This window comes from Fischerella muscicola PCC 7414, from assembly GCF_000317205.1.
Taxonomy (GTDB): domain Bacteria; phylum Cyanobacteriota; class Cyanobacteriia; order Cyanobacteriales; family Nostocaceae; genus Fischerella; species Fischerella muscicola.
Genome location: NZ_AJLK01000030.1, coordinates 34842 through 55581 on the forward strand (window position 1 = coordinate 34842; position 20740 = coordinate 55581).

Annotated in this window: 21 protein-coding genes; 9 read left to right on the plus strand and 12 right to left on the minus strand. The window is 41.0% G+C overall.

Features of this window, described 5'->3' with window-relative positions; translation table 11 throughout:
- Positions 1 to 133: 133 nt before the first annotated feature.
- On the minus strand, positions 134 to 778 hold the full coding sequence (locus UYI_RS0104285; protein WP_016865435.1) for a hypothetical protein: 645 nt from the start codon (positions 776 to 778) through the stop codon (positions 134 to 136).
- A 61-nt stretch (positions 779 to 839) separates the two neighbouring features.
- Complete coding sequence (locus tag UYI_RS0104290) at positions 840 to 1778, minus strand: Dam family site-specific DNA-(adenine-N6)-methyltransferase (protein ID WP_016865436.1); 939 nt, start codon at positions 1776 to 1778, stop codon at positions 840 to 842.
- Between the two features lie 307 nt (positions 1779 to 2085).
- Here UYI_RS0104290 and UYI_RS0104295 point away from each other — a divergent pair, with 307 nt between their 5' ends.
- Positions 2086 to 3561 (plus strand): dihydroorotase, encoded by a 1476-nt coding sequence (locus UYI_RS0104295; protein ID WP_016865437.1) that lies wholly within the window; start codon positions 2086 to 2088, stop codon positions 3559 to 3561.
- A gap of 89 nt (positions 3562 to 3650) precedes the next feature.
- Here the strand turns inward: UYI_RS0104295 and UYI_RS0104300 are convergent, their stop codons facing one another.
- The 7 genes from UYI_RS0104300 to UYI_RS0104330 form a co-directional block, all read right to left on the minus strand.
- On the minus strand, positions 3651 to 4475 hold the full coding sequence (locus UYI_RS0104300) for an alpha/beta fold hydrolase (RefSeq protein ID WP_016865438.1): 825 nt from the start codon (positions 4473 to 4475) through the stop codon (positions 3651 to 3653).
- A gap of 27 nt (positions 4476 to 4502) precedes the next feature.
- Positions 4503 to 4685 carry a DUF433 domain-containing protein gene (locus tag UYI_RS0104305; RefSeq protein WP_016865439.1) on the minus strand — a complete coding sequence of 61 codons (183 nt, stop codon included), beginning with the start codon at positions 4683 to 4685 and terminating at the stop codon, positions 4503 to 4505.
- A gap of 190 nt (positions 4686 to 4875) precedes the next feature.
- A complete protein-coding gene (gene hisS, locus UYI_RS0104310; protein WP_016865440.1) occupies positions 4876 to 6273 on the minus strand; it encodes a histidine--tRNA ligase in 1398 nt (465 codons plus the stop codon).
- Positions 6274 to 6479: 206 nt separating this feature from the next.
- A complete protein-coding gene (locus UYI_RS0104315) occupies positions 6480 to 6926 on the minus strand; it encodes a DUF3598 family protein (RefSeq protein WP_026085731.1) in 447 nt (148 codons plus the stop codon).
- Between the two features lie 19 nt (positions 6927 to 6945).
- Entirely contained in the window at positions 6946 to 7533 is a 588-nt protein-coding gene (locus tag UYI_RS0104320; RefSeq protein WP_016865442.1) for a hypothetical protein, read from the minus strand.
- On the minus strand, positions 7526 to 8941 hold the full coding sequence (locus UYI_RS0104325) for an aldehyde dehydrogenase family protein (protein ID WP_016865443.1): 1416 nt from the start codon (positions 8939 to 8941) through the stop codon (positions 7526 to 7528). The genes UYI_RS0104320 and UYI_RS0104325 overlap by 8 nt, the downstream gene beginning before the upstream one ends.
- Before the next feature lie 116 nt (positions 8942 to 9057).
- On the minus strand, positions 9058 to 10095 hold the full coding sequence (locus UYI_RS0104330; RefSeq protein WP_016865444.1) for a nitrilase-related carbon-nitrogen hydrolase: 1038 nt from the start codon (positions 10093 to 10095) through the stop codon (positions 9058 to 9060).
- A 282-nt stretch (positions 10096 to 10377) separates the two neighbouring features.
- Between UYI_RS0104330 and UYI_RS31925 the strand changes: the two genes are divergently transcribed.
- From UYI_RS31925 to UYI_RS0104345, 3 genes are all read left to right on the plus strand, one after another.
- Positions 10378 to 10860: an RsbRD N-terminal domain-containing protein gene (locus UYI_RS31925; RefSeq protein WP_016865445.1), complete on the plus strand. Its 483-nt coding sequence runs from the start codon at positions 10378 to 10380 to the stop codon at positions 10858 to 10860.
- 191 nt (positions 10861 to 11051) lie between these two features.
- Positions 11052 to 11984 (plus strand): AEC family transporter, encoded by a 933-nt coding sequence (locus tag UYI_RS0104340; protein WP_016865446.1) that lies wholly within the window; start codon positions 11052 to 11054, stop codon positions 11982 to 11984.
- 643 nt (positions 11985 to 12627) lie between these two features.
- Positions 12628 to 13866: a DUF4912 domain-containing protein gene (locus UYI_RS0104345; protein ID WP_016865447.1), complete on the plus strand. Its 1239-nt coding sequence runs from the start codon at positions 12628 to 12630 to the stop codon at positions 13864 to 13866.
- 468 nt (positions 13867 to 14334) lie between these two features.
- On the opposite strand, the gene UYI_RS34515 is transcribed toward UYI_RS0104345, so the two are convergent.
- Complete coding sequence (locus UYI_RS34515; RefSeq protein ID WP_308410460.1) at positions 14335 to 15069, minus strand: LacI family DNA-binding transcriptional regulator; 735 nt, start codon at positions 15067 to 15069, stop codon at positions 14335 to 14337.
- Between UYI_RS34515 and UYI_RS31930 the strand changes: the two genes are divergently transcribed.
- On the plus strand, positions 15039 to 15902 hold the full coding sequence (locus UYI_RS31930; protein ID WP_016865449.1) for a substrate-binding domain-containing protein: 864 nt from the start codon (positions 15039 to 15041) through the stop codon (positions 15900 to 15902). The genes UYI_RS34515 and UYI_RS31930 overlap by 31 nt on opposite strands.
- A gap of 50 nt (positions 15903 to 15952) precedes the next feature.
- Entirely contained in the window at positions 15953 to 16891 is a 939-nt protein-coding gene (locus UYI_RS31935) for an iron uptake porin (RefSeq protein ID WP_016865450.1), read from the plus strand.
- On the opposite strand, the gene UYI_RS0104365 is transcribed toward UYI_RS31935, so the two are convergent.
- Positions 16858 to 17709 (minus strand): FAD-binding domain-containing protein, encoded by an 852-nt coding sequence (locus UYI_RS0104365; protein ID WP_016865451.1) that lies wholly within the window; start codon positions 17707 to 17709, stop codon positions 16858 to 16860. The genes UYI_RS31935 and UYI_RS0104365 overlap by 34 nt on opposite strands.
- 207 nt (positions 17710 to 17916) lie before the next feature.
- The gene (locus UYI_RS0104370; protein WP_235147906.1) at positions 17917 to 18441 is read right to left on the minus strand and encodes a hypothetical protein; all 525 of its coding nucleotides are present in this window, start codon (positions 18439 to 18441) and stop codon (positions 17917 to 17919) included.
- Between the two features lie 676 nt (positions 18442 to 19117).
- Here UYI_RS0104370 and UYI_RS0104375 point away from each other — a divergent pair.
- From UYI_RS0104375 to UYI_RS0104380, 3 genes are all read left to right on the plus strand, one after another.
- Positions 19118 to 19846, plus strand: a complete 729-nt coding sequence (locus tag UYI_RS0104375) for an AIM24 family protein (RefSeq protein WP_016865453.1) — start codon at positions 19118 to 19120, stop codon at positions 19844 to 19846.
- A 126-nt stretch (positions 19847 to 19972) separates the two neighbouring features.
- Positions 19973 to 20125, plus strand: coding sequence for a hypothetical protein (locus UYI_RS36465; RefSeq protein ID WP_157226293.1), 153 nt, complete (start codon positions 19973 to 19975; stop codon positions 20123 to 20125).
- 77 nt (positions 20126 to 20202) lie between these two features.
- Positions 20203 to 20589, plus strand: coding sequence for a 6-pyruvoyl trahydropterin synthase family protein (locus tag UYI_RS0104380; protein WP_016865454.1), 387 nt, complete (start codon positions 20203 to 20205; stop codon positions 20587 to 20589).
- Positions 20590 to 20740: the final 151 nt, after the last annotated feature.

The following is a 20740-nucleotide window of genomic DNA, read 5'->3' on the forward strand; positions in this document are numbered from 1 at the left end:
CTCCTGAATATGCTTAAATAAGAGAGTACCTATATAGTAAGTATAAAAAATATTTTTCAAAGTGAAGTTTTACAGCGTCAAGTAATTTTTGATACTCACTAATAACCTCTGTTAAGTCTGTAGTCATGCAGTGTTAGCCGTCGTTGTCTCGCCCTACTTCTCGTTCAATAATTTCCTTTACAAATTCAGGGATTTCTTTTTCTAGATTGACAGCTTGTTGTTTCAACCTTTCATAGATTTCAACATCATCTCCTTCCCACAAAAGGTCTATTCTCCTTATCTGCTGCATTGCAATATGGGTATAATTTTCTGGATATGCCCAGTAACATGATAAGCAAATAGACTTATCTTTAATGCTATTCCAATTTTCGCAATGTTCACATGACCAAGATTTAGCTCGATTAGCAGAACCACAAAGCAGCATAAAGTTATCTGGTTCTAGATCTGGTTCGCCATCAACTTCAAAAGGAATGGGATGATCAATTTGCAACTCGCGCTTATCAACTTCCTCTAGATAAATAAAGCACTTACAACCGTATCTTCTGATTAACTCATCTTTAATCTGTTTTGATAAAGCAGTTCTACCAGATAATCTAGAAAACCTTGCCTTGCTAACATCGCCAAATCTGTAGGCTGCTATTTTTCTTCCGTCACTTCCTGTGACACGGAAAGTTTCCAAAGGAATTCCATGTTCTCGAACATCTCTAGCTGCTCTTGGAGGATGATTGTAGCCATACCTTTGCTTCAAATCCTCTGTGGTAATAAAACCATATTGCAAGATATGATCAATAACTGCTTTTGGTCTTTTAGCAGTTACAGATTGGCAAAATTGTATAAAATCATCGGGTAGCTGTTGAGAAGTGTCCGTGCTTTTCCAAGAGAGTCAGTTGTCTCGATGTTTCGCTAATATAGCCTGCTAACTCTGCAAGCTGACCACTTGGTAAATTTGGTGATAAGTATAGAGACTCTACTGTTATTTCCTCTCTACCCAGTAGTGTTGCTTGTGATGATCGCCCTACTTTTATTTCAATCCTTTTGAGTCCTAATTCTTTAGGTAGTGTATGACCAAAGGTTTTACTACCTCGCTTACCGTCATAGCTAATTGCAAACGCTACTCCCCTTCGATTTAGTTGTTCAAGGGCTAGAACAAAATCATCAAAATGAATTCCAGAGAAATATCTTGAATCTCTATCTCCACATACACCTTGGTAAGGAGGATCCATGTAAACAAAATCACTATTGTTCACGTCGGATAAAACTTCTCTGTAATCTAAGCATGTGAATTTACATTTACCCTTTAAGAGTGCAGAAACACCTTCTATATTTTTCCGCATCTTTTCAGGTTGAGTTCCTTTGCGCCTCTTATCAGGGCTTTGATTGAAGAATCCTTCAGAGTTATATCGAACTGCCCCTTTTACACATCGAGCCAATAAATATAGAAAAAGCGTTGGATCATTAGTTTTATTAAATACTTCTCTAACTTCAAAATAGTGACTTACAGAATCATGATGTTGCTTGTTCCATATATCTGCATATGCATCCGCTATTTCATGTGGTTCTTCTATAATTAGCTGCAATAGTTCAATAAGTGGCTTGTTTAGGTCATTCAGCCAGAAGTTTTGAGAAATGCGTTTGGCAGCAGCAGCAATACTGATAGCTGCGGTTCCTGTAAAAGGCTCTACCAACCTTTCTACTCTATTAGGTAGGAACTTAAGAATATCTGATGCAAGATTTCTTTTACTACCCTGATACTGTATCGGATGCGGTAGGCTAGTCATCTTCAGAGAAGAACAAATGATCTTATTCAGATTATCACAAGGGATAACGTAGCTTTCCACTATGAGGATATTTTTTGTGAACAAGGATTAAGACGGCTAACATTCCGATTGAGCATAGAATAGCGATCGCGCATTTTCTAAATTTTCTCGCCCTTATCAAAAATCGTTACATATTGATGGAATTGACCATACGTTTCGATAGGATGTTGGAAGTCCTAGCTAAACCAGGATATTTATCCATTACTATTTAAAACACCAGCAGCCGAAGTTCTGGATCTGAATTTTTACAAGGATTGAGAAGTCTACTGTGTCTGAAGCCCCCCTATTAGATAAAATTATTAAAAATGTGCGGGTAGTGCGTCCCCATGTGGATGCAGTCGAAGTGCTTGATTTAGGAATTAAGGATGGGAAATTTACCCAGGTTGCTCCTCATATTAACCCAGACGAAGGCAAAGAAATATTTGATGCCCAAAACTTGCTGGGTTTTCCTGGAGTTGTGGATGCACACATGCATATCGGTATTTATCAACCCCTGGATCAAGATGCGGTGACGGAAACCAAAGCAGCAGCAACCGGAGGCGTGACTAGCAGTCTGAATTACATCCGTACAGGGCAGTATTATCTCAACAAAGGCGGCTCTTACAGAGATTTTTTTCCAGAAGTTTTGGCACTATCACAGGGGAATTTTTTTGTTGATTACGGTTATCATATTGCCCCAATTAGCGCGATTCATATCGATGAGATGCAAATGCTATTTGAGGAATATGGGATTGGGTCATTTAAAATCTTTATGTTTTATGGTGGCTATGGTTTGCATGGTCTTTCTGATCAACAAAATCTGTTTTTGATGATTAATAAAGAGGAAAGGTATGACTTTGCTCACTTTGAATTTATCATGCGTGGTCTGACCAAGCTGAGAGAATTGTATCCCCAAGCAAGCGATCGCCTGAGTCTCAGTCTCCATTGCGAAGTAGCCGAAATCCTCAACGCCTACACCAAAATTGTCCAGCAAGACTCCAGCCTCACTGGTTTAAAAGCATATAGTGCAGCGCGTCCGCCTCATTCTGAAGGGTTAGCCATTTGCATTGCTTCCTACTTAGCACACGAAACTAATTGTCTCAATATCAATCTGTTACACCTCAGTTCCCGCAAAGCAGTGGAAGCTGCTTTGATGATGCAAACAATCTTTCCTCACATCAATTTCCGTCGGGAAGTAACAGTTGGACATCTTTTATTAGATGTAGATGCACCTACGGGCAAATGGGCAAAGGTGAACCCCCCCATCCGTCACCGTGCAGATGTAGAATACCTGTGGCAAGCTGTACTCAATCGTCAAGTTGATTGGATCGTCAGCGATCATGCCTGTTGTTCCGCTGAGAAAAAAGCTAGTTTGAAAGATCCCAATAATATTTGGCTGGCTAAATCCGGCTTTGGTGGCACAGAATACCTACTTTCCGGTGTTTTTAGTGAAGGTAGCAAGCGCGGCATGTCCTACAATCATATGGCTGAGTTATTAAGCTGGAATCCTGCCCAAAGATTTGGATTAAATTCAAAAGGTGATATTGCAGTTGGTTACGATGCCGATTTGGTGCTGTTAGATCCAAGTGAAACCTTTGTTGTCCGTGCTGCTGACTCGGAGTCGCAGCAAGGTTATACCCCCTTTGAAGGATTGGAGTTAACTGGACGGGTGAAAAGTACCTTTTTGCGAGGAAATATAATTTATGAGCAAGGACAAGTAATAGGTGCGCCCAGAGGACATTATTTATCAAGAAAGGGTGTCTAGGGTAGACACAAAATATGTCGCCCTAAGGAGATTATTCGTCTTTCATGTAACTCAAATTCCATAGTTTAAAGCCAAAATTTCGAGAATATTTAAACATTTCCAGTATTAATAAATTCAATCACTACCTTTGATATTTCTTCGGGTATTTGGTTCATCATACATATTGTTCCATTTTGAAATTCAATAATCTTAGCATGAGGAATTATTTTTGAAATAAAAAATCTATTTTCTGCTTTTGCTAAGCCTAACTTCTCAAATTCTTCTACATCATGGATACCCCACAATAATAGAGTTGGACATTTAATGGAACAAAATCTTTCTTCTGCATCCAGACAATAATTGCCTACAGCCCAGACTGCATACAAAGGATAACCAAAGCACTTCAAATCGTCTAAAACCCAACGGTGATTTAACTCTGCCGAACCTACATAACTCGCACGGGCTAACCATCTCTCCATAAGATGAGAACCATCTTCTTTGATTTTGAATCCTTTATTAAATCTCCTGGTTAGCTCTGCTTTTCCTTCTTCACCAAATCCCGCTACATTGCACAATATAATTTTGCTTACGCGTTCAGGATAAGCTACTGTCAATTCTCCTGCAATAAAAGCACCAAAGTGATGTCCGAGAATGCTTGTTTTTTGAATTTTTAAATCATCCAAAAGTTTAATAACCGTTTTTGCATAGTCTGAAATGGTATACATTCTAGGTGGCTTATCGGAATCACCAAACCCCATCATATCCATCGCAATAACGCGATATTTTTGTGCCAATATGGGCATTAATTCACGGTATTCGTCACTGCTGCGAGGGTTCATATGCAGTAGTAAAACTGCTTCTCCCTCACCACCAATCCTGTAATGTATCTGCCCATCTTCTGTATCTAAAAAAGCTCGCTTTATTGGTTTATTCATAACAACCTGATTAATTTTGGATTTACATCAGCCTTTTTCAACTTTGTGAATTCCTTCACGCGTAAGCCGTGGATGCGCTTCAAGTATTTGCTCTGGAGTCTCACCAGCAGCAAGTTTTTCCAGAATCATTTCAACTGTGATGCGAGTTCCTGCAATCACTGGTTTTCCCATCATTACTTTTGGATCGGATACAATAGGTTGGTTTTGCATTGCTTCGGCGGGATAGCTTCTCTTTTATTATCATGCCAGCAAAGCTGAAGTTTTATCTCCTATCCTAAACATCAGTGTTTCTTCGTGTCTTTGTGCCTTGGTGGTGAAAATATCTTTTTTGAAACACTAAGACACTAAGACACAAAGAGAAAAATAGCCTTCTCTACTAAGATTAGTAATTCCTGTAAAGTTATCTTTCAAATTGCAGTCTCTGCTTTACTTCCTCTGCCAAATTAGCCAGCGAAACTTCTACTTGTTCCCCTGTTTTTAAATCTTTGAGAGAAGATTTTTGTGCTGCTGCTTCATCAGCACCAATAATTACACAAAATTGGATTCCCTGTTTATCAGCTAGTTGGAATTGTTTACCTAATCCCCGCTTATCAAAGCTGGTGATTACATTAATTCCTGCTTTCCGTAAATCTTGTGATACTTTTAAGTAAAGTGGCATTAATTCTTCTTGCAAATTTACCACCATTACCTGTGCTGGAGTCGGAGCTAAAGTATTTAAAATCCCAGCTTTGATTAAGCGACTCATTAAGCGGGTTAAGCCGATAGAAATGCCTACGCCAGGCATTTTTTCGCCTAAAAATACTCCGACTAGTTCTTCGTATCTTCCGCCAGAACAAATACTTCCCAAAGCTTCATGTCCTAGCAGAGTTGTTTCGTAAACTGTTCCGGTGTAGTAATCTAAACCACGAGCAATTGATAAGTCAATACAGAAACGATTTTCAGGAACTCCTAAGTTACGAACACCTGTAATTACTGTTTCTAGTTCAGTCACTCCCAAATTAAATTGCTCGGCTTCTGGCATGGTTTGAGCTAGATGCTTGAGTTTATCTAGCATATCGTCCACTGTGCCTTTAATGTTAATGAATTCAATGATTTTTTGGGTTTGTTCTGGTAAAATTCCTTCTTTTTCTAATTCCTGTTTGACTTTGGCTTCACCGATTTTTTCTAGGTTATCGATGATGCCGATGCAGGATTTAATTTTGCTTTCTTCAATTCCTAATGATTGAAAGAAACCTGTGAGAATTTTACGATTATTGATGCGAATTAAAAAATCACCGATGTTGATGGCTGTAAATATTTCAGCGATAATAGCAGGCATTTGAGCATCATAAAGTAAGCTCAATTCCCGACGACCGACAACATCAATATCACACTGACGAAATTGACGGAAGCGTCCATCTTTTGCCCGTTCGCCACGAAACACTACATCCATTTGGTAACGTGCAAAAGGAAAATTTAAATCATTGAGGTGACGAGCAATATAGGCTGCTAAGGGAACTGTTTGATCAAATTTTAATGCCCGTGCTTCTGAACCACTTTCCCCTGCTTTCTCTTTTTCTGCTTGGCGATTGGGTGGCAATATTGGATCAATACCATAAATAATATTGTCGCCTTGATTACCTTTAGCTTGCAGAACTTCTAACCTTTCGACTGCGGGAGTTTCAATAGGAGTAAATCCGTAACTTTCAAAAACTCTACGGATATTATCAAGTAAATACACTTCTAGGCGCTTTTCGCCGGGAAGAAATTCTGGAAAACCACTAGGAGTAGAAAAGTTAATTTTTTCGCTTTTTGCCATGCCTAGAATTGATAATAGTTAGTAGTTAGTAGTTAGTAGTTAATAGTTAGTGGGTACAGACGCGAGGAACATCGCGTCTGTACATTAGTAGTAGGGTAGCACTGCTGTGCGCCCGTACAGTAGTTAGTAGTGAATTATTTCCCACTAACTACTATTCAATGTAGAGACGTGCCATGGCACGTCTGGTACAACCATCAACAGTTACTTTATCGCATCCGTTCCTCTTGAATCAGGGTGCGTTGAAATACTCGATTATCTTTAAACCATTGCCAAGTACGAGCGCGGTAATTATTACAAGGACTAATTTGAATCATTTCGTATAAGTATGTTCCTGGCATTCCCTTATATGAAAACCACAAAATAATCGTATGATCATCTACTTCCCAAGCTTTGCCTGCAATGCGTTCTGTATCAAACCAAATTGCTTTATCCTGGTAAGTTGCAGGAAATTTGTGTTCTTCTTTTCTACCATCAGCCCAGTTATAGCGATTAGTTTGGTAGTAGGAATAAGGGCTATCTACTGGAAATTCACATGTTAAGTGAGATTGATGCTGATCAAGAATTTTTCCTTGTGTATCAACTAGTATATACGTACCTGTCCAATCTCCTTCATGACGGGCTAAAACGGGCATTTCTTCTCGGATGGAAGACACGATCACCCTCCTTTTACTTTTAGCGATTTGGCAATAACCATACAAGCATGATACCTGTCACTAACCCACTTCCAGTCCAACCACTACCATAGGCGATCGCACCTGCCATTTGTGCATTTACTTTCATTGCTATAGTTTGACATGCAGCAGCACATACAGCTGCACTCACAGCCCCATTCACAAATCCTCCAAGGCTACTAGCCAGAATCCACCACCATGCTTGTTGGAAATGACGGCGCAAAACTAACCATTGGGCTACTCCCAATACAGCGAAGGTAATAGACTGATTTACAATATTTAACCAGAATGCTTCCCAAAATTTGTTTGCCGCCAATAACATCTCAAAAAGGATGGGATTGAGAATTTCTCTTGTCACAAGTGTTACTGGAATACCCACGTACCAACCCAAAATAGTGGCTATTACCCACCAATTCGTGTGTCTGATGTAACGTCTTAACACCAACCATTGGGCAACTCCGAGAATCGGGCCAGTTAAAACTAAGGTTGCGAAAAACTGGAATCCACCCTCCTCAAAAGCACCAACAACAGCGCCACCCACAGCATTAGCCAGTACCCACAACAACAATAGTTTTCTCTTGTTAACCATCAAACCACCAAGGATCAGGAGCGGAATTTGTTTTAATTAAGAAGGCTTTTTTCCGCACAAACCGCATCAATGCAGCAGCCCCCATGCGCGAACCACCTAAACCGGAGTATTTGAAAGAATTTTTTTCTCCCTCATATATAAGTGCAGTCAGACCTGCATCATTAATACAAATAGCACCTGCATCTATATATTCGGCAACTGCTAACGCTTCTGCTTCATCTGCTGCAAAGACTGCTGCACTCAGCCCGTAAATAGTATCGTTTGCCAAGTTAATTGCTTGTGCTGGTGTCGAAAAAGCCATGACTGGCATTATCGGGCCAAATGTCTCTTGTGTCATTACTTTCATTGTGTGATTAACTTGCGTGAGAACTGTCGGACGACACCACCATCCTCCCCCACTGTCTTCTACTTTACCCCCGCAGTGTACAACTGCTCCTTTTTCTATTGCGTCTAGCAAATGCTCACTAATAATTGCGGCTTGTCTCTCGGCAATAATGGGGCCAATTTCGCCACTTTCAGGTTTAGGGTAGGCTAATTCCAAACGTTGGGCTTTAGTGACAAGTTGTTCAACAAAAGGTTTAAAGATAGATTCTGCAACATAGATGCGTTCAATGGAAAGGCATGACTGGCCGCTATTGACAACCGAACCCCACAAAAGCGCTGAGGTAGCTAATTCTAAATCAGCCGATTCCAACACGATCGCTGCATCTTTGCCTCCTAATTCTAAAAAAGCCGGGATAAAGCGTCTGGCGGCAGCTTCTGCAACTTTTCGCCCTGTGGCTACACTGCCTGTAAAGCAAACTAAGTCTACATTTTCGATCAGGTTAGCACCTGTTTGACCTGCTCCTTCTACAAAAGTGAATATTTCCCGCAATGCAGGAACAGCATTAATCGCATTTAACAGTGGTGTCATAAACCGGGGCGCAATTTCGCTGGGTTTGACAACTACAGCACAACCAGCTAGCAGTGCTGGAATCACATCCATAGTTGACAGCAACAATGGCAAGTTCCACGGACTAATTACTCCCACTAGAGGATAAGGAACTGCTGTTTGTTGCAGTTTGATAAATGGTACTGCTGTTTGTTTTTCTGTTTCTTCTAGTAACTTTGGTGCTAATTTACACCACTTATCAATATTAGAAAGGAACGAGTCAATTTCTAATACCGAAATTGATAATCTACCTGTATCAGCAACTAAGGCTTCAGTGAGTTTATCGCGCCCTGCGATAACAGCTTGTTTCCACTGTTGCAAAGCAGTAATTCGCCCTTCTACACCAAGTTGTTGCCAACCTTTTTGCGCTCTCCGCAAACGATTGCACAATTGTGCTAAAAGTTTTGGCGGTGGCGGTATGATTACGTAATCATATTTCCCCGTACGGGGATTACGGACATCTATTGGTTTGGTCATTTGTCATTTGTCATTGGTTAGTTGTTAGTGGTTAGTGGTTAGTGGTTAGTGGTTAGTTGTTACCCATTCTTTAAACTACTTACTCCCCATCTCCTCATCTCCCCATCCCCCCACCCTCAAATCACTCCCAATTTGGCTAAACGCTCTATAGTTTGTTGTTGAGTTTGGATAAAGTGTTTGCGGTCTACTTCTTTATTCAGCATAGTGTTTGCAGGATAAAAATTTGACTGGCGGTAGCTGTCTGCATATAGTTCAAAACGCTGGCGGGAAAGTAAATTATTTAACCCTGGACGACGGCGATCGCTACGCAAGGCTGCTAGGTTTATTTCTGCAAAAGCTGCCATGCTTTCCCCTGTTGCTGTTTCCGCTAGAACTAATCCTCGATAATCGATGATTTTAGAACCACCATCTGTGGAAGCTTGCGGAATCGGAGTATTAACTATACCAGCAGTATTTGCTGAGACGACGTATGCCATGTTTTCCACTGCCCGGCAAATTTTAGCAGCTTCTTTGGGTGCGCGCTCTTTGCCATAGACTTCTGATGTTGAATGCAGAAAAATCTCTGCACCCCGCATTGCCAAACACCGTGCTACCTCCGGGTACAAAATTTCTTCTGATGCTAAAGCTGCCAAATTACCTATTTCTGTTTTCGCTACAGGAAAAACACCATCCAAACCGTAACAATCGAGATACTTATCCCAAACATCATGAGGTGTCGGTGCAAACATGGAATTTAAGCGCCGATAACGCAAAACCACTTCACCGAATGGGTTAATTACAAAGCATGTCTGAAAGTATAAGTCTGGAAAATTAGGATCAAGTTCGTAGGCATTACCAGGAAGAAAAATTTTCAACTTCTGAGCAATATTACTGAGGTGATCGTATTCTGCACCCCTCATTTCTAAACAAGCTTTTTCTGCCCAAACAGCAAATGTCTCTCCCATCGGAAAACCTGTGAGAAAGTACTCTGGTAGGACAATTAAACGACAATCAGAACCAATAAAAGCGATACTAGCAGTAATTTGCTGTTCTAAGCGTTCAATAGTTTTTTGCATGAAACTACGAGCTTCTTGGCGATCGCGTGCTTGGTTAACTGCGTAACATGTCACTTGGAGTGCCAAAGCGCGGTATGAGTCAATGGTTTTAGCTTCCATGCTGCTTGCCACCTAATGTCTAAGTATTTATTATCAGTGCGATCGCTTTTTTGTCGCCGAGTTTGCTGCAAAAGTTTATTAACTCATATATTGCAACAATCTCAAGAATGCCCAACATGCTGCCCTCAAATAAATTTCGGGCGAATATTTTCAACAGTTTTCAACTAATTAATATCAACATCAAAATATGCCTTTAGGTGAAAGCAATCTCTGCTTTGGGTAAGGTATGGTCTATCTCTTTTGCAGGAGATAATCAAACATGAATTTTTTCGGTTTCTTCCCATGCAAGACTACAGTCAACTACTTATCGATAAAACTGATGAGATCACAAAGCAATGGCTGGATAGTGTCATCAAAGACGAAGAAATTCAAAGTTCGGATCACCTCTCCACTGAAGCAATTAAAGACCATGTTAATGATGTTATGGCTGCATTAGTAACTGTGTTGGCTGAGCATCAAAAAAGTGACGTTGAAACCATCACCACAGCAAGTGTTCATCATGGTTTTTTAAGGGCAGAACAAAACTTTAACCCAGAAGAAGTAGTACGAGAATATCATTTACTACGCTCCATCATCCTCAAAAATCTCAAAGAAGGTATGATGCAGGGTACTGTGGAAGAAGCGTTTCGGGCAATATCACTGATTAATCAAATGATAGATACAGCGATCGCTCAGTGTTTCAAAAGCTATGTTGAGACGCGGTTACAAGAACTGGATACGGTAATTTTGCCTTTGACAGTGCAGGTTCAGGAAAAGAAAGTATAACTTCAAACTAACTATTCTCATTTATGTCAAGAGATTTATGTCAAGAGAAAAATAAAATTGAATATAAAGTCATCTACCTTTGACTGTGATTTTTTCTGTTTCCTTCTTGCTTCTTCTTCGTTATTGTTAATGAGGGTGAATTAATTAAGGTAGAGCCTGTCTCTTCTTTTTGGTAATTGTAAGTAATATTTATGACAGAAACTCTGTTTCATGCTTATACGCCCCTGATTTTATGGACAAGTCTGGGGCTATTTATATGTAGATTTTTACCACAATGGCTGCCTCGGTTCTTGGGTCGGGGTCTTTATTGGATTGGTGTGCCACTAGAACTGTTTGCCTTGGCTCGTCAAAGCCAATTAGGTAATTTCAATAATGAGATAGGCTTGCCCCTAATAGTACCAATAATTACAGTCGGGACATTACTTTTGGGCTTGATGGTGGTGTTTCTAATTTTATGGAAATTTAAAGAATACTATCATGCTTGTGCTAGTTTTATACTTGCTTCTGTCCTGGGAAATACTGGTTTCGTCGGTTTAGCGATCGCCCCATTTTTAATTAATTCTGATGCTTTGGGCTGGGCTGTACTTTACAGTATTACTCACAATGTCATTGGCCCCTACGGTCTTGGAGTAGTGGTTGCTAGTTACTTTAGTCAATCAAAAGCCACTAATTCCTGGTGGATGCAACTGCGTGAGGTGTTGACTGTACCTTGTCTGTGGGCTTTTCTAGTTGGTATTCTCACTCAAAAAGTTCAGTTTCCGCAAATTATTGAATCGGGGTTGCAAGAGTCCATCAGCATCGTCATTGCTTGCGCTTTTTTACTTACCGGTATCCGTTTGGCACAATTGCACGGATGGAAAAGTCTGAAACTGGCTTTTTTACCCGCTGCTATCAAAGTTTGTGTTATACCCCTACTTGTTGGCATTGTTACTACATGCTTACTGGGATTGTCAGGCGATCGCCGTTTAGCAATGGTCTTGATGTCTGGTATGCCCTCGGCTTTTGCTGGTCTTATTTTGGCAGAGGAATATAATCTTGATCGCGATTTAATCGCTAGCAGTATCATCATCTCTACACTGTTGCTACTTATAATGTTGCCTTTATGGATGTTGGTATTCAGGTAAAGAAGGCAGGAGGCAGAGGGCAGAAGGAATAAAAATTTTTATACTTTGTTGTGTGATTTATCACATGGCCTCTAGCTTAGAAGAGGAGTGTAAGGGGGTAGGGTGTAAGGGAAAATACCTTTTTCACGCTTGATGGTGAAATTTTTTCATTGGGACTGCCTTCTGCCCTCTGCCTTTTTTCCATAAACTGAACAAAAAATCAATATTTCATAACAATAAGCCAATGTTTTTGGTGACATAGCATGAACTTATGACTCGTTTGTCATAAAAACTTGACTTAATTGTTCTTTTCCTGGCTGTTATGTCATAGAATAATGACATAAAGATCCCCAAACAGCTAAAAAATTCGTATAAATACCAAAAACAGGCATGGCAACCTCTTGATCCCAGGGGGAGGTGAACAGTTAGTATTTTTTAACATAAAGACTCCTCAACTCCCAAAATAAAAAAATGCTGATTTTGGCATGACAGGAAATTGAAAGGGAGTGACCCGCAATATAAAAAAACACTAAAAAACCTAATTGATTTAGGCAAAACAGGAGTCGAGAAGCAAAAGTTAATCTAGGGTGGATGAGCTTGAATTGTCCACTCAATAAACAAGGGTACATTAATTAACCTTTCAAACGACTGGAGGCCAAAATTCATGGCAAAAGAAAGACCACCGCTAGAAGAGATGACATTGCGGCAGCTACGTAAAGTAGCAAGCGTTTATGGTGTCTCTCGATATAGCAGAATGCGTAAATCGCAGCTGTTGGCAGCGATACAAGAAATCGAGCGCAGCAAAGTATCCCCCAGCCAATCTTTCTCATTGGAGGCACAGGAAACCGTGGAAGCAGCAAAATTTGAATTGGGTCAAGAAGATCGTACTGGTGGCACTCTAGTTGATGTAGACGAAGGAATTGGCGACTTACCAGATGGTTATGGTGAAAGCCGCATTGTTCTGATGCCTCGAGATCCGCAGTGGGCTTACGCTTATTGGGATGTTCCTAACGAGCATAAAGAAGAATTGCGACGCCAAGGCGGACAACAACTGGCGCTGCGGATTTATGATGTTACCGACATCAGCTTGGAGTACCAAAGTCCCCACAGCATTCAGGAGTATCCTTGCGATGAACTGGCACGGGAATGGTATTTGCCAGTTCCAGTGAGCGATCGCGATTATGTTATCGATATCGGCTACCGTTGTGCTGATGGTCGCTGGTTAGTCTTGGCTCGTTCTGCTCCTGTCCACGTTCCTCCTGTTTATCCATCAGACTGGATTGAAGACGTCTTCATCACAGTCAACTTTGAAGAAGATTTGCGGAGCAAGACTTTCTACGAGTTGGTTCCTCCTGCCAAGAAGGCTGCTGCTGCCGCAAATGGCAACCCTATTTACGACCAAATCTTTGGCTTGGCAGAATCTGCCGAAGCACAACGAGTTGCAGGTTCTCTATTCGGTTCCATGCAACATGTTCCTGGTTCAGTAACTCCAGAACAGGCGATCAGTTCCTACGTCTTCCCCTCTGGTGTAGGTATGTGGGCAGTTCCAACTGTATCTGGTTTAACCATGTCTGGTGTGGGTATGTCCGGTGTCGGCTTCTCTGCTTCCGCCGTACCTATGCGTCCACGCAAGTTCTGGTTAATTGCGGATGCTGAGTTAATTGTCTACGGTGCAACCGAACCTGATGCAACTGTCACCATTGGTGGTCGTCCTATTAAGTTAAATCCAGATGGTACATTCCGCTTCCAGATGTCCTTCCAGGATGGCTTAATTGACTACCCAATCATGGCTGTTGCAGCTGATGGTGAGCAAACCCGCTCAATTCACATGAAGTTTAATCGTGAAACCCCATCACGTAATACCAACACTAAGGAAGAAGCGGTTTTAGAATGGCTCGGTTAATTTAAGATTAGCCACAATCAAAAATCAGCTTTACTCCTGTTACAGCTATGCTGTGACAGGTTTTTTGATGTTGAAGAATGTGGGCGATCTTAAATTTTAATTTTGCACTAGCTTTTCATCCCGCCAAGAAATAAATTTCTTGGCTTATAGCTAAACTCATACTAAATCGGGATAGGAAATATTGTTTAGATTTTTGTAGAGACGTGCCATGGCACGTCTCTACAGATTCAAAAAATACTAGCAATGGCAATTTGGTATCAGATACATCTGACTGCAACAAGATTTGAGTCCGTTTTAACGGACTTACGCGCTCGAGACAGAGAATAAATTCTCTGGTAGTAAATTGGGTAGGTGCAAGATATGAGCCTTACACTAGCGGCGAATGCCACTAGCAACAAATGAAAGAAACACAATTTTTCTCCTACACCCTTATACCCCTATACCCCCTGTGTTTCTTGAAAGCGATCGCTAGTTGTCATTCTTCACCACGGCACTACTACCCCGCTTCACCAAAAAAGGTGATAAAACTAGGTTTTCTATGGTTTTTTCCTCTAATAAATCGAGTAGCATTTGCATGGCAGAGCGACCAATTTCCAACATTGGTTGGCAGACTGTCGTCAGTGGCGGTGTAACATAACGGGAAAGAGCAATACCATCAAATCCGACTAGACTTAAATCTTGTGGTACGGAAATACCTAGTTCCTGACAAGCCAACAGGGCGCCAATCGCTACCATATCGTTGTAACAAAAGATGCCAGTTACCCCAGCCGCTAATAGTTGAGATAACATCTTTTGTCCGGTATCAACATCGCTGATTCTTTTATTATCTTCATCATTAATTGCTATCCAGTCATCAATTTGTGGTAAACCAGCTTCACGCAGAGTCATCCGATATCCTTCTAGACGCTGCTGGTTGGAACTGCTGCGATCGCCTACACCTAGATAACCAATACAAGTGTGTCCAAGACTGATGAGATGTTCTACAGCCAACTTAGCACCGAGATAATCGTCTATTGATACTGAGTGAAATATTTCCGGTCGATCTTTAGCTTGGCTATTAATAAAAACTGTTGGTACAGTAATTTGTGCTACTTGCTTAGTGTTGTGTTTACTAATTCGCGAATCGGTTAATAAAATACCGTCTACTCGCCGACGATGAAAATTATCAATATGTGAAAAAAATTGCGATCGCAGCTGGCATATTAAGTATTGTCAGTGGTATTCTTGTCAGTTGCACAAATACTTCTTCCGATAGCAACACTGCTACTAACACTGATACCAACACCGCCACCTACACAAGTACACAGAGCAAAGATGGCGATGTGAAATTACAATCAGTTGGTGTTACCGTTGGCGATCTCAGTAACCCTTTCTTCGTCGTGATGGCACAGGGAGCCGAGAAAGAAGCGAAGAAAATCGGGGGTAATGATGTCAGAGTGACTGTAGTTTCGAGTGGCTATGATCTCAACCAGCAATTTAATCAAATCGAAAATTTTGTTGCTGCTAATACTGACATCATTATCCTGAATGCCGCTGACAGTAAAGGAATTAGACCAGCGGTTGAGAAAGCAAGGCAAACAGGTACAGTCGTAGTTGCAGTAGACACAGCCGTTGAAGCAGATGTAGATGCTACCGTCACCACCAATAATTTGCAAGCTGGGGAAGTTAGTTGTCAATATATTGCCGATCGCCTCCAAGGCAAAGGCAATATGGTAATTGTAAACGGGCCTCCAGTAACTTCAGTCATCCAGCGAGTGGATGGCTGCTTGAAAGTGTTATCCAAATATCCTGGTATCAAAATCCTCTCTAAAGACCAAAACGCAGAAGGAAGCCGGGATGGAGGACTCAGAGTCATGAGTGATCTACTGACAACCTTTCCCAAAATAGATGCTGTCTTTGCCATCAACGATCCGAGTGGTGTAGGAGTAGACCTCGCCGCTAGCCAAGCAAAACGCAAAGACTTTTTCATAGTTGGAGTTGACGGTGCGCCAGAAGCGATCGAAGCGATCTACCCGGAGGGCGGTTTAATCAGTTAAAGTTTTTAGTTCTTAGAAAAAAAGTGTAGGGGTGTAGGAGTATTTAGTAAATGTGGGTCAAAAATTTTTCTTTCTTATTATTAGTATGTCCATTAATCTGGGCAACACTTTTAAAAGATAATTCTATTGCCGCAGATACTAATAACAGCTTGCAGGGACAGGTTACTTCTGTTTCTCAGCTTTCTGATGTCAAACCCACCGATTGGGCTTTTCAATCATTACAAACTTTGGTCGAACGCTACGGCTGTATTGCAGGTTATCCCGATGCAACCTATCGTGGCAACCGTGCTTTGAGCCGCTATGAATTTGCGGCAGGTTTAAATGCCTGTATGAACCGGATTAGTGAGTTAATTGCAACAGGTACTAATGAGCTAGTTAATAGGGAAGACCTAGCCGTGTTGCAAAAGTTGCAGACAGAGTTTGTTACAGAACTGGCTACTATACGCGGACGGGTAGGTGTGCTAGAGGGACGTACAGCCACACTAGAAGCACAGCAGTTTTCCACAACTACCAAGCTGAATGCTCAAATTATCACTGCCGTGAGTGATTCTTTTGGCAATAGCGTGGGTGACGATCGCGATCGCTCCCAAACCTACTTTGCAGATCGCAGTCGTCTCAATTTGGAAAGCAGCTTTACAGGCAAAGATTTATTGCGAGTCCGTCTGGAATTCGGCAATTTTTTGGATTCCAATGGTAATAGTCAGATTGCGTCGGTGACAGGAACCGGAATGACACGGTTAAACTTTGATACCAATAGCAGCAATGACGTCAGTATTCCCCACATCCGTTATTACTTTCCGGTCAGTGATTCTCTTGCTTTTATAGTAGGGCCTACAGGCATTGGTTATACCGACGCACGACCTTCGATTTTTAAATCTACTTGGGAGATTGCGATCGCTCAAGTGTTAGACTTGCATAGGTCAGTATTCCAGACAAACAGGACAAGAACATCTTTCTACCGTCGCTTCTTCCCTTTTTGCCAACTTTGACTATTGGGTTTTTTGCTAAATTCTCCTTTCGGAAATAACCGTTGTTCTAATTCTTCATAGCTACCTTCAAAGTCACAATGGCCGTAAAGAGGACATTGGCGACAATAAACACCTTCAGTATAGCGTTCCAAGTTTTCGCGATTGAAGTAATACGGTTTATGGCTGAAGGTGCTGGCTACCCATTGCCATGACATATTATTACTAGCTGGGTCGCCATCTAAAAGATGTTCAAGAAACCATTTTGCTCCAGCTTGCCATTGGATACGTCGCCAATGGATAATATAAGCTGCCATCCACATCCGGGCGTGGTTGTGAAGATAGCCTGTTTCTTGTAGTTCTTTGCTGAAACTATCGATACATACTCTGCCTGTTGTAGCTTGTGTGATATCCTCTGGCAATTCCGGTGCGTATTCACTCTGGTTATAGCCTGTTTTGTATTCTTCTTGGTCTTGCCAAATGTTGTTTCCCAGCTTGGCATACAACCTTTGCCAATAGTCACGCCAACCTAATTCGTTGATTAGTTTAGTGGCTTCATCTTGATTTTGCACACGGTCAAGCACGTAATCTCGGATTTCGCGTAAACTGAGAACGCCGTAGCGAATATAGGGAGAAAGTCGGGTGACTGCACCTGTAAAAAAATTACGTGTTTTTGCGTATTTGGCTGGGTCTACTTTTTGCAGTACTTTCTCAGCAGCTTGACGTCCACCAACTGTTTGACTGATATGATCATCGCGTTTTGCGGCTTGAGAAAATTGTTCGCGCAGGTAAGCTACCAACTCATCACGGTTGGCAAATTCACGTTGCATGTCTTGAGTCATTTGTCACCGTAACAAGAGCTAGAGAAGGTTTGATTAGCTCAATTAGTATAACGTGGGCAAACAAAAGCGATCGCCTTCCTTGAGTGCGATCGCTTGCGGTCAAGTTTTCACACAAACGCAGAGAATCGCAGAGTCAGCGCAAAGCGCGTCTACAAAGCAGCGTCCCGGAGGGAACCTCAAAGCTTCGGTAGGGACGCACAGTTGTACTTATCTCAAGGTAATTGCTGTGGAATTTGGTGCTAGTCTGATATCTCTAGCAATAATTACAGGCTTGTTAATGTAATCTCTGTAATATTCATCTTGTAGACTCAGATTGTATTGCTGCTCAATTTGTGGAATTGCTAAGTTACGAACTTCACCTGTGACTTGAATAATGTTTTCGCGATCACTAGGTAAATCGAAAGGCCGACCAGAAGCATTCACAACTAAAATGGGTTCACCACCAAAAAATCTGCGATCGCTGACTGTAAAAGAACTTAAACCTACTCTTTGCAGTGGTCTGCTTCTGACTGTTACAGTTTTGCCAATCAATTCATCGGGGTAGTTGACTACTGCCGATGTGGTGACAAGTTGGGCTGTAGGAACTGTCGCAGGTTGTTCATTTGTGTAGGAAAGTCTGACAAATACAGCTATAAATGCTATAGCAATCACTACTTTTGCTTCCCAAAGACCTTTAAATACGTCTTGGTTTGGATTTCTTTGATTGCGGTTATCGTCACGGTCAGCCATCATCAAAAACTCTTTTTTAATCTAAGTGGTGACTTTTTCAGAACTAAAGAATAAATAGCTTTTAAGTAAGCAATTATTTATATTTTTTGAAAAAATGATTTTGAACAATATCAAAATTTTCTGAGCTATCATCAACTTTATATTATTAATTTCAACTAATAAACTCTTCTCACCCAAGTAATACTGCTTACCTTTCTATAGACAGAGTTGAATGTATCTACTAATCGGAGGATGGAATATATACAGCATATTGTAGGTAAATGAAGTACACTCCTCCCCAACCCTCCCCTTAGTAAGGGGAGGGTGCGCGACTTTCAAGGGTGGGGTCTTTTTGTACCTCACAAACTTGAAATATGCTGTAACGCTTTGCATTTGGGTAGAATAGACCTCACCCTTGCCAAGGAGAGGATCAGGGTTGAGGTTTTGTACTTTACGCTCGTCGAAAATTGATATATTTCTCCTCTATGTTTAATGGTTTGTGTAATTAACTAGAACAAATTTCTATTTAGCGAGATAAAATTCCTATTTAATTTTGGAAAAAACTTAGTACATATATAATAGACTTCTTTCTTTTTACCTATTGGCTATTGCCTATTACCTATTAACAAAATATTAAAATTATTGACAAATACTGCAAAAATTAATACACCTAATTTAATGATGCTTGGAGATGTTTTTTATGCAATATCAAGTTAAGATTCTAGAACCAACGGATTTATGGTATTTACAGAACAACATTAATAAAGAAACTAACAAATATTACCATCCCACAAAAGATATTCCATTTGCTCAGCAATTAGAAATTAGACTTGAAAACTCCGGAGTGATCATTCAAAAAGGATCATTACACAGATGCATCGGTAAATTAAATTATGGTATTTACAAAACCGATAACCGTTTGAAAGATATGTGGGTAGCCTTGCGAACGGAGATTGACTACAACGCACCTGTGTATCAAGGTACTGGTATGGTTTATCTTGAGCCTAGACAAAAAGGCTATTTTTTGCATTACACCTATATCGACCTCTCAGAGCGGGAGCAATGGGAATTTGATGATGGGGTCTTTCAGTTTTGTTCTAATAATGTAGTGATTGGAGCAAAAAGATTGAAGTTCCGACAAATCGCAGGCTCTAATGATGGAAAATGGAGACTGGCGATCAAAGCTTTACCCGGACAAATTTCTCGTGTAGTGGCAGGCACTACCACACCTGCAAGAGTAATTGAACTCAGCAGAGGAGAAATTTTGATTGCTGACTATGACATGGTGAAAGGATACACAAACGGTATTGAAGAAGATTACCGCAAATTAGGTCATTTTGGCAAAGGTGGTGGAGAGGGTTTTGTCTGGATGTATAGCGGTGAAGGGAAACTATTGGTGACTGAAAATGACGGTATAGGACTAGATTAGGCCAATTCTATAGGTCTGAGTAATTTTTAGATGCACTAATGAAAATAGCAAAATTCCTGTAACCAAACTCTGCGTCCCTTTGCGTTCTCCTCTGCGATCCTCTGCGTTTAAAAACAATACGAATGAATGCAAACCAGTACAAAGTTTCATAATACAGGCTTGGCAAGAATATTTATGTTCCTTGCCAATCCCCGAATTCTACCAAACATTCCGTATTGGCGATCGCGCGAGGCAAGTGCCGATCATGCATGGGGCGAACCATCAACTTTGTCCAAATAACCTTGAAAGCACAGTTACGATCAAAAAAGATATACTTCTATTTTTTGTGTCGGAAATTGGCTGCGAGGCAATATTAAATGCCCAAATGGAAACTAGTAACTGAATTCTCCTTTAACAGCGCCCATTACATTAAAGATTATGATGGTCCCTGCGGTCGGATGCATGGGCATAATTATATGGTGCGAATCGAAGCAACTTCATCCAAACTACATTCTTCCCAATATTGTCCACACCCAGTCATGGTGGCTGATTTTAGAACCTTGCGCTGGGCCAAACAAGACGTATCCAAAGGCGGACTTGACCACTGTATCCTTAACGAAGTCTTACCACCAGAGTACGAAACAACTGCTGAGATGATTGCTAAATATATTTATGACGAAACCAAAAAACGAGTCCCAGCCGATGTGCAACTGAAAGTAGCGGTGTCGGAAACCCCAAATAGTTGGGCTGAGTATGAGGAATAACCCAAATCTTGCTCATATTGTGGAAAGACATAAAAATTTACGGGTGTCAATGGCACAATAGTTGATTCGATTGGTCAAATTGGTTTTGATCCTGGTACTGAGTGGGGAAGTGGACTGACTAGTACAGCAGACAATACTTTGCGTCGCAAAA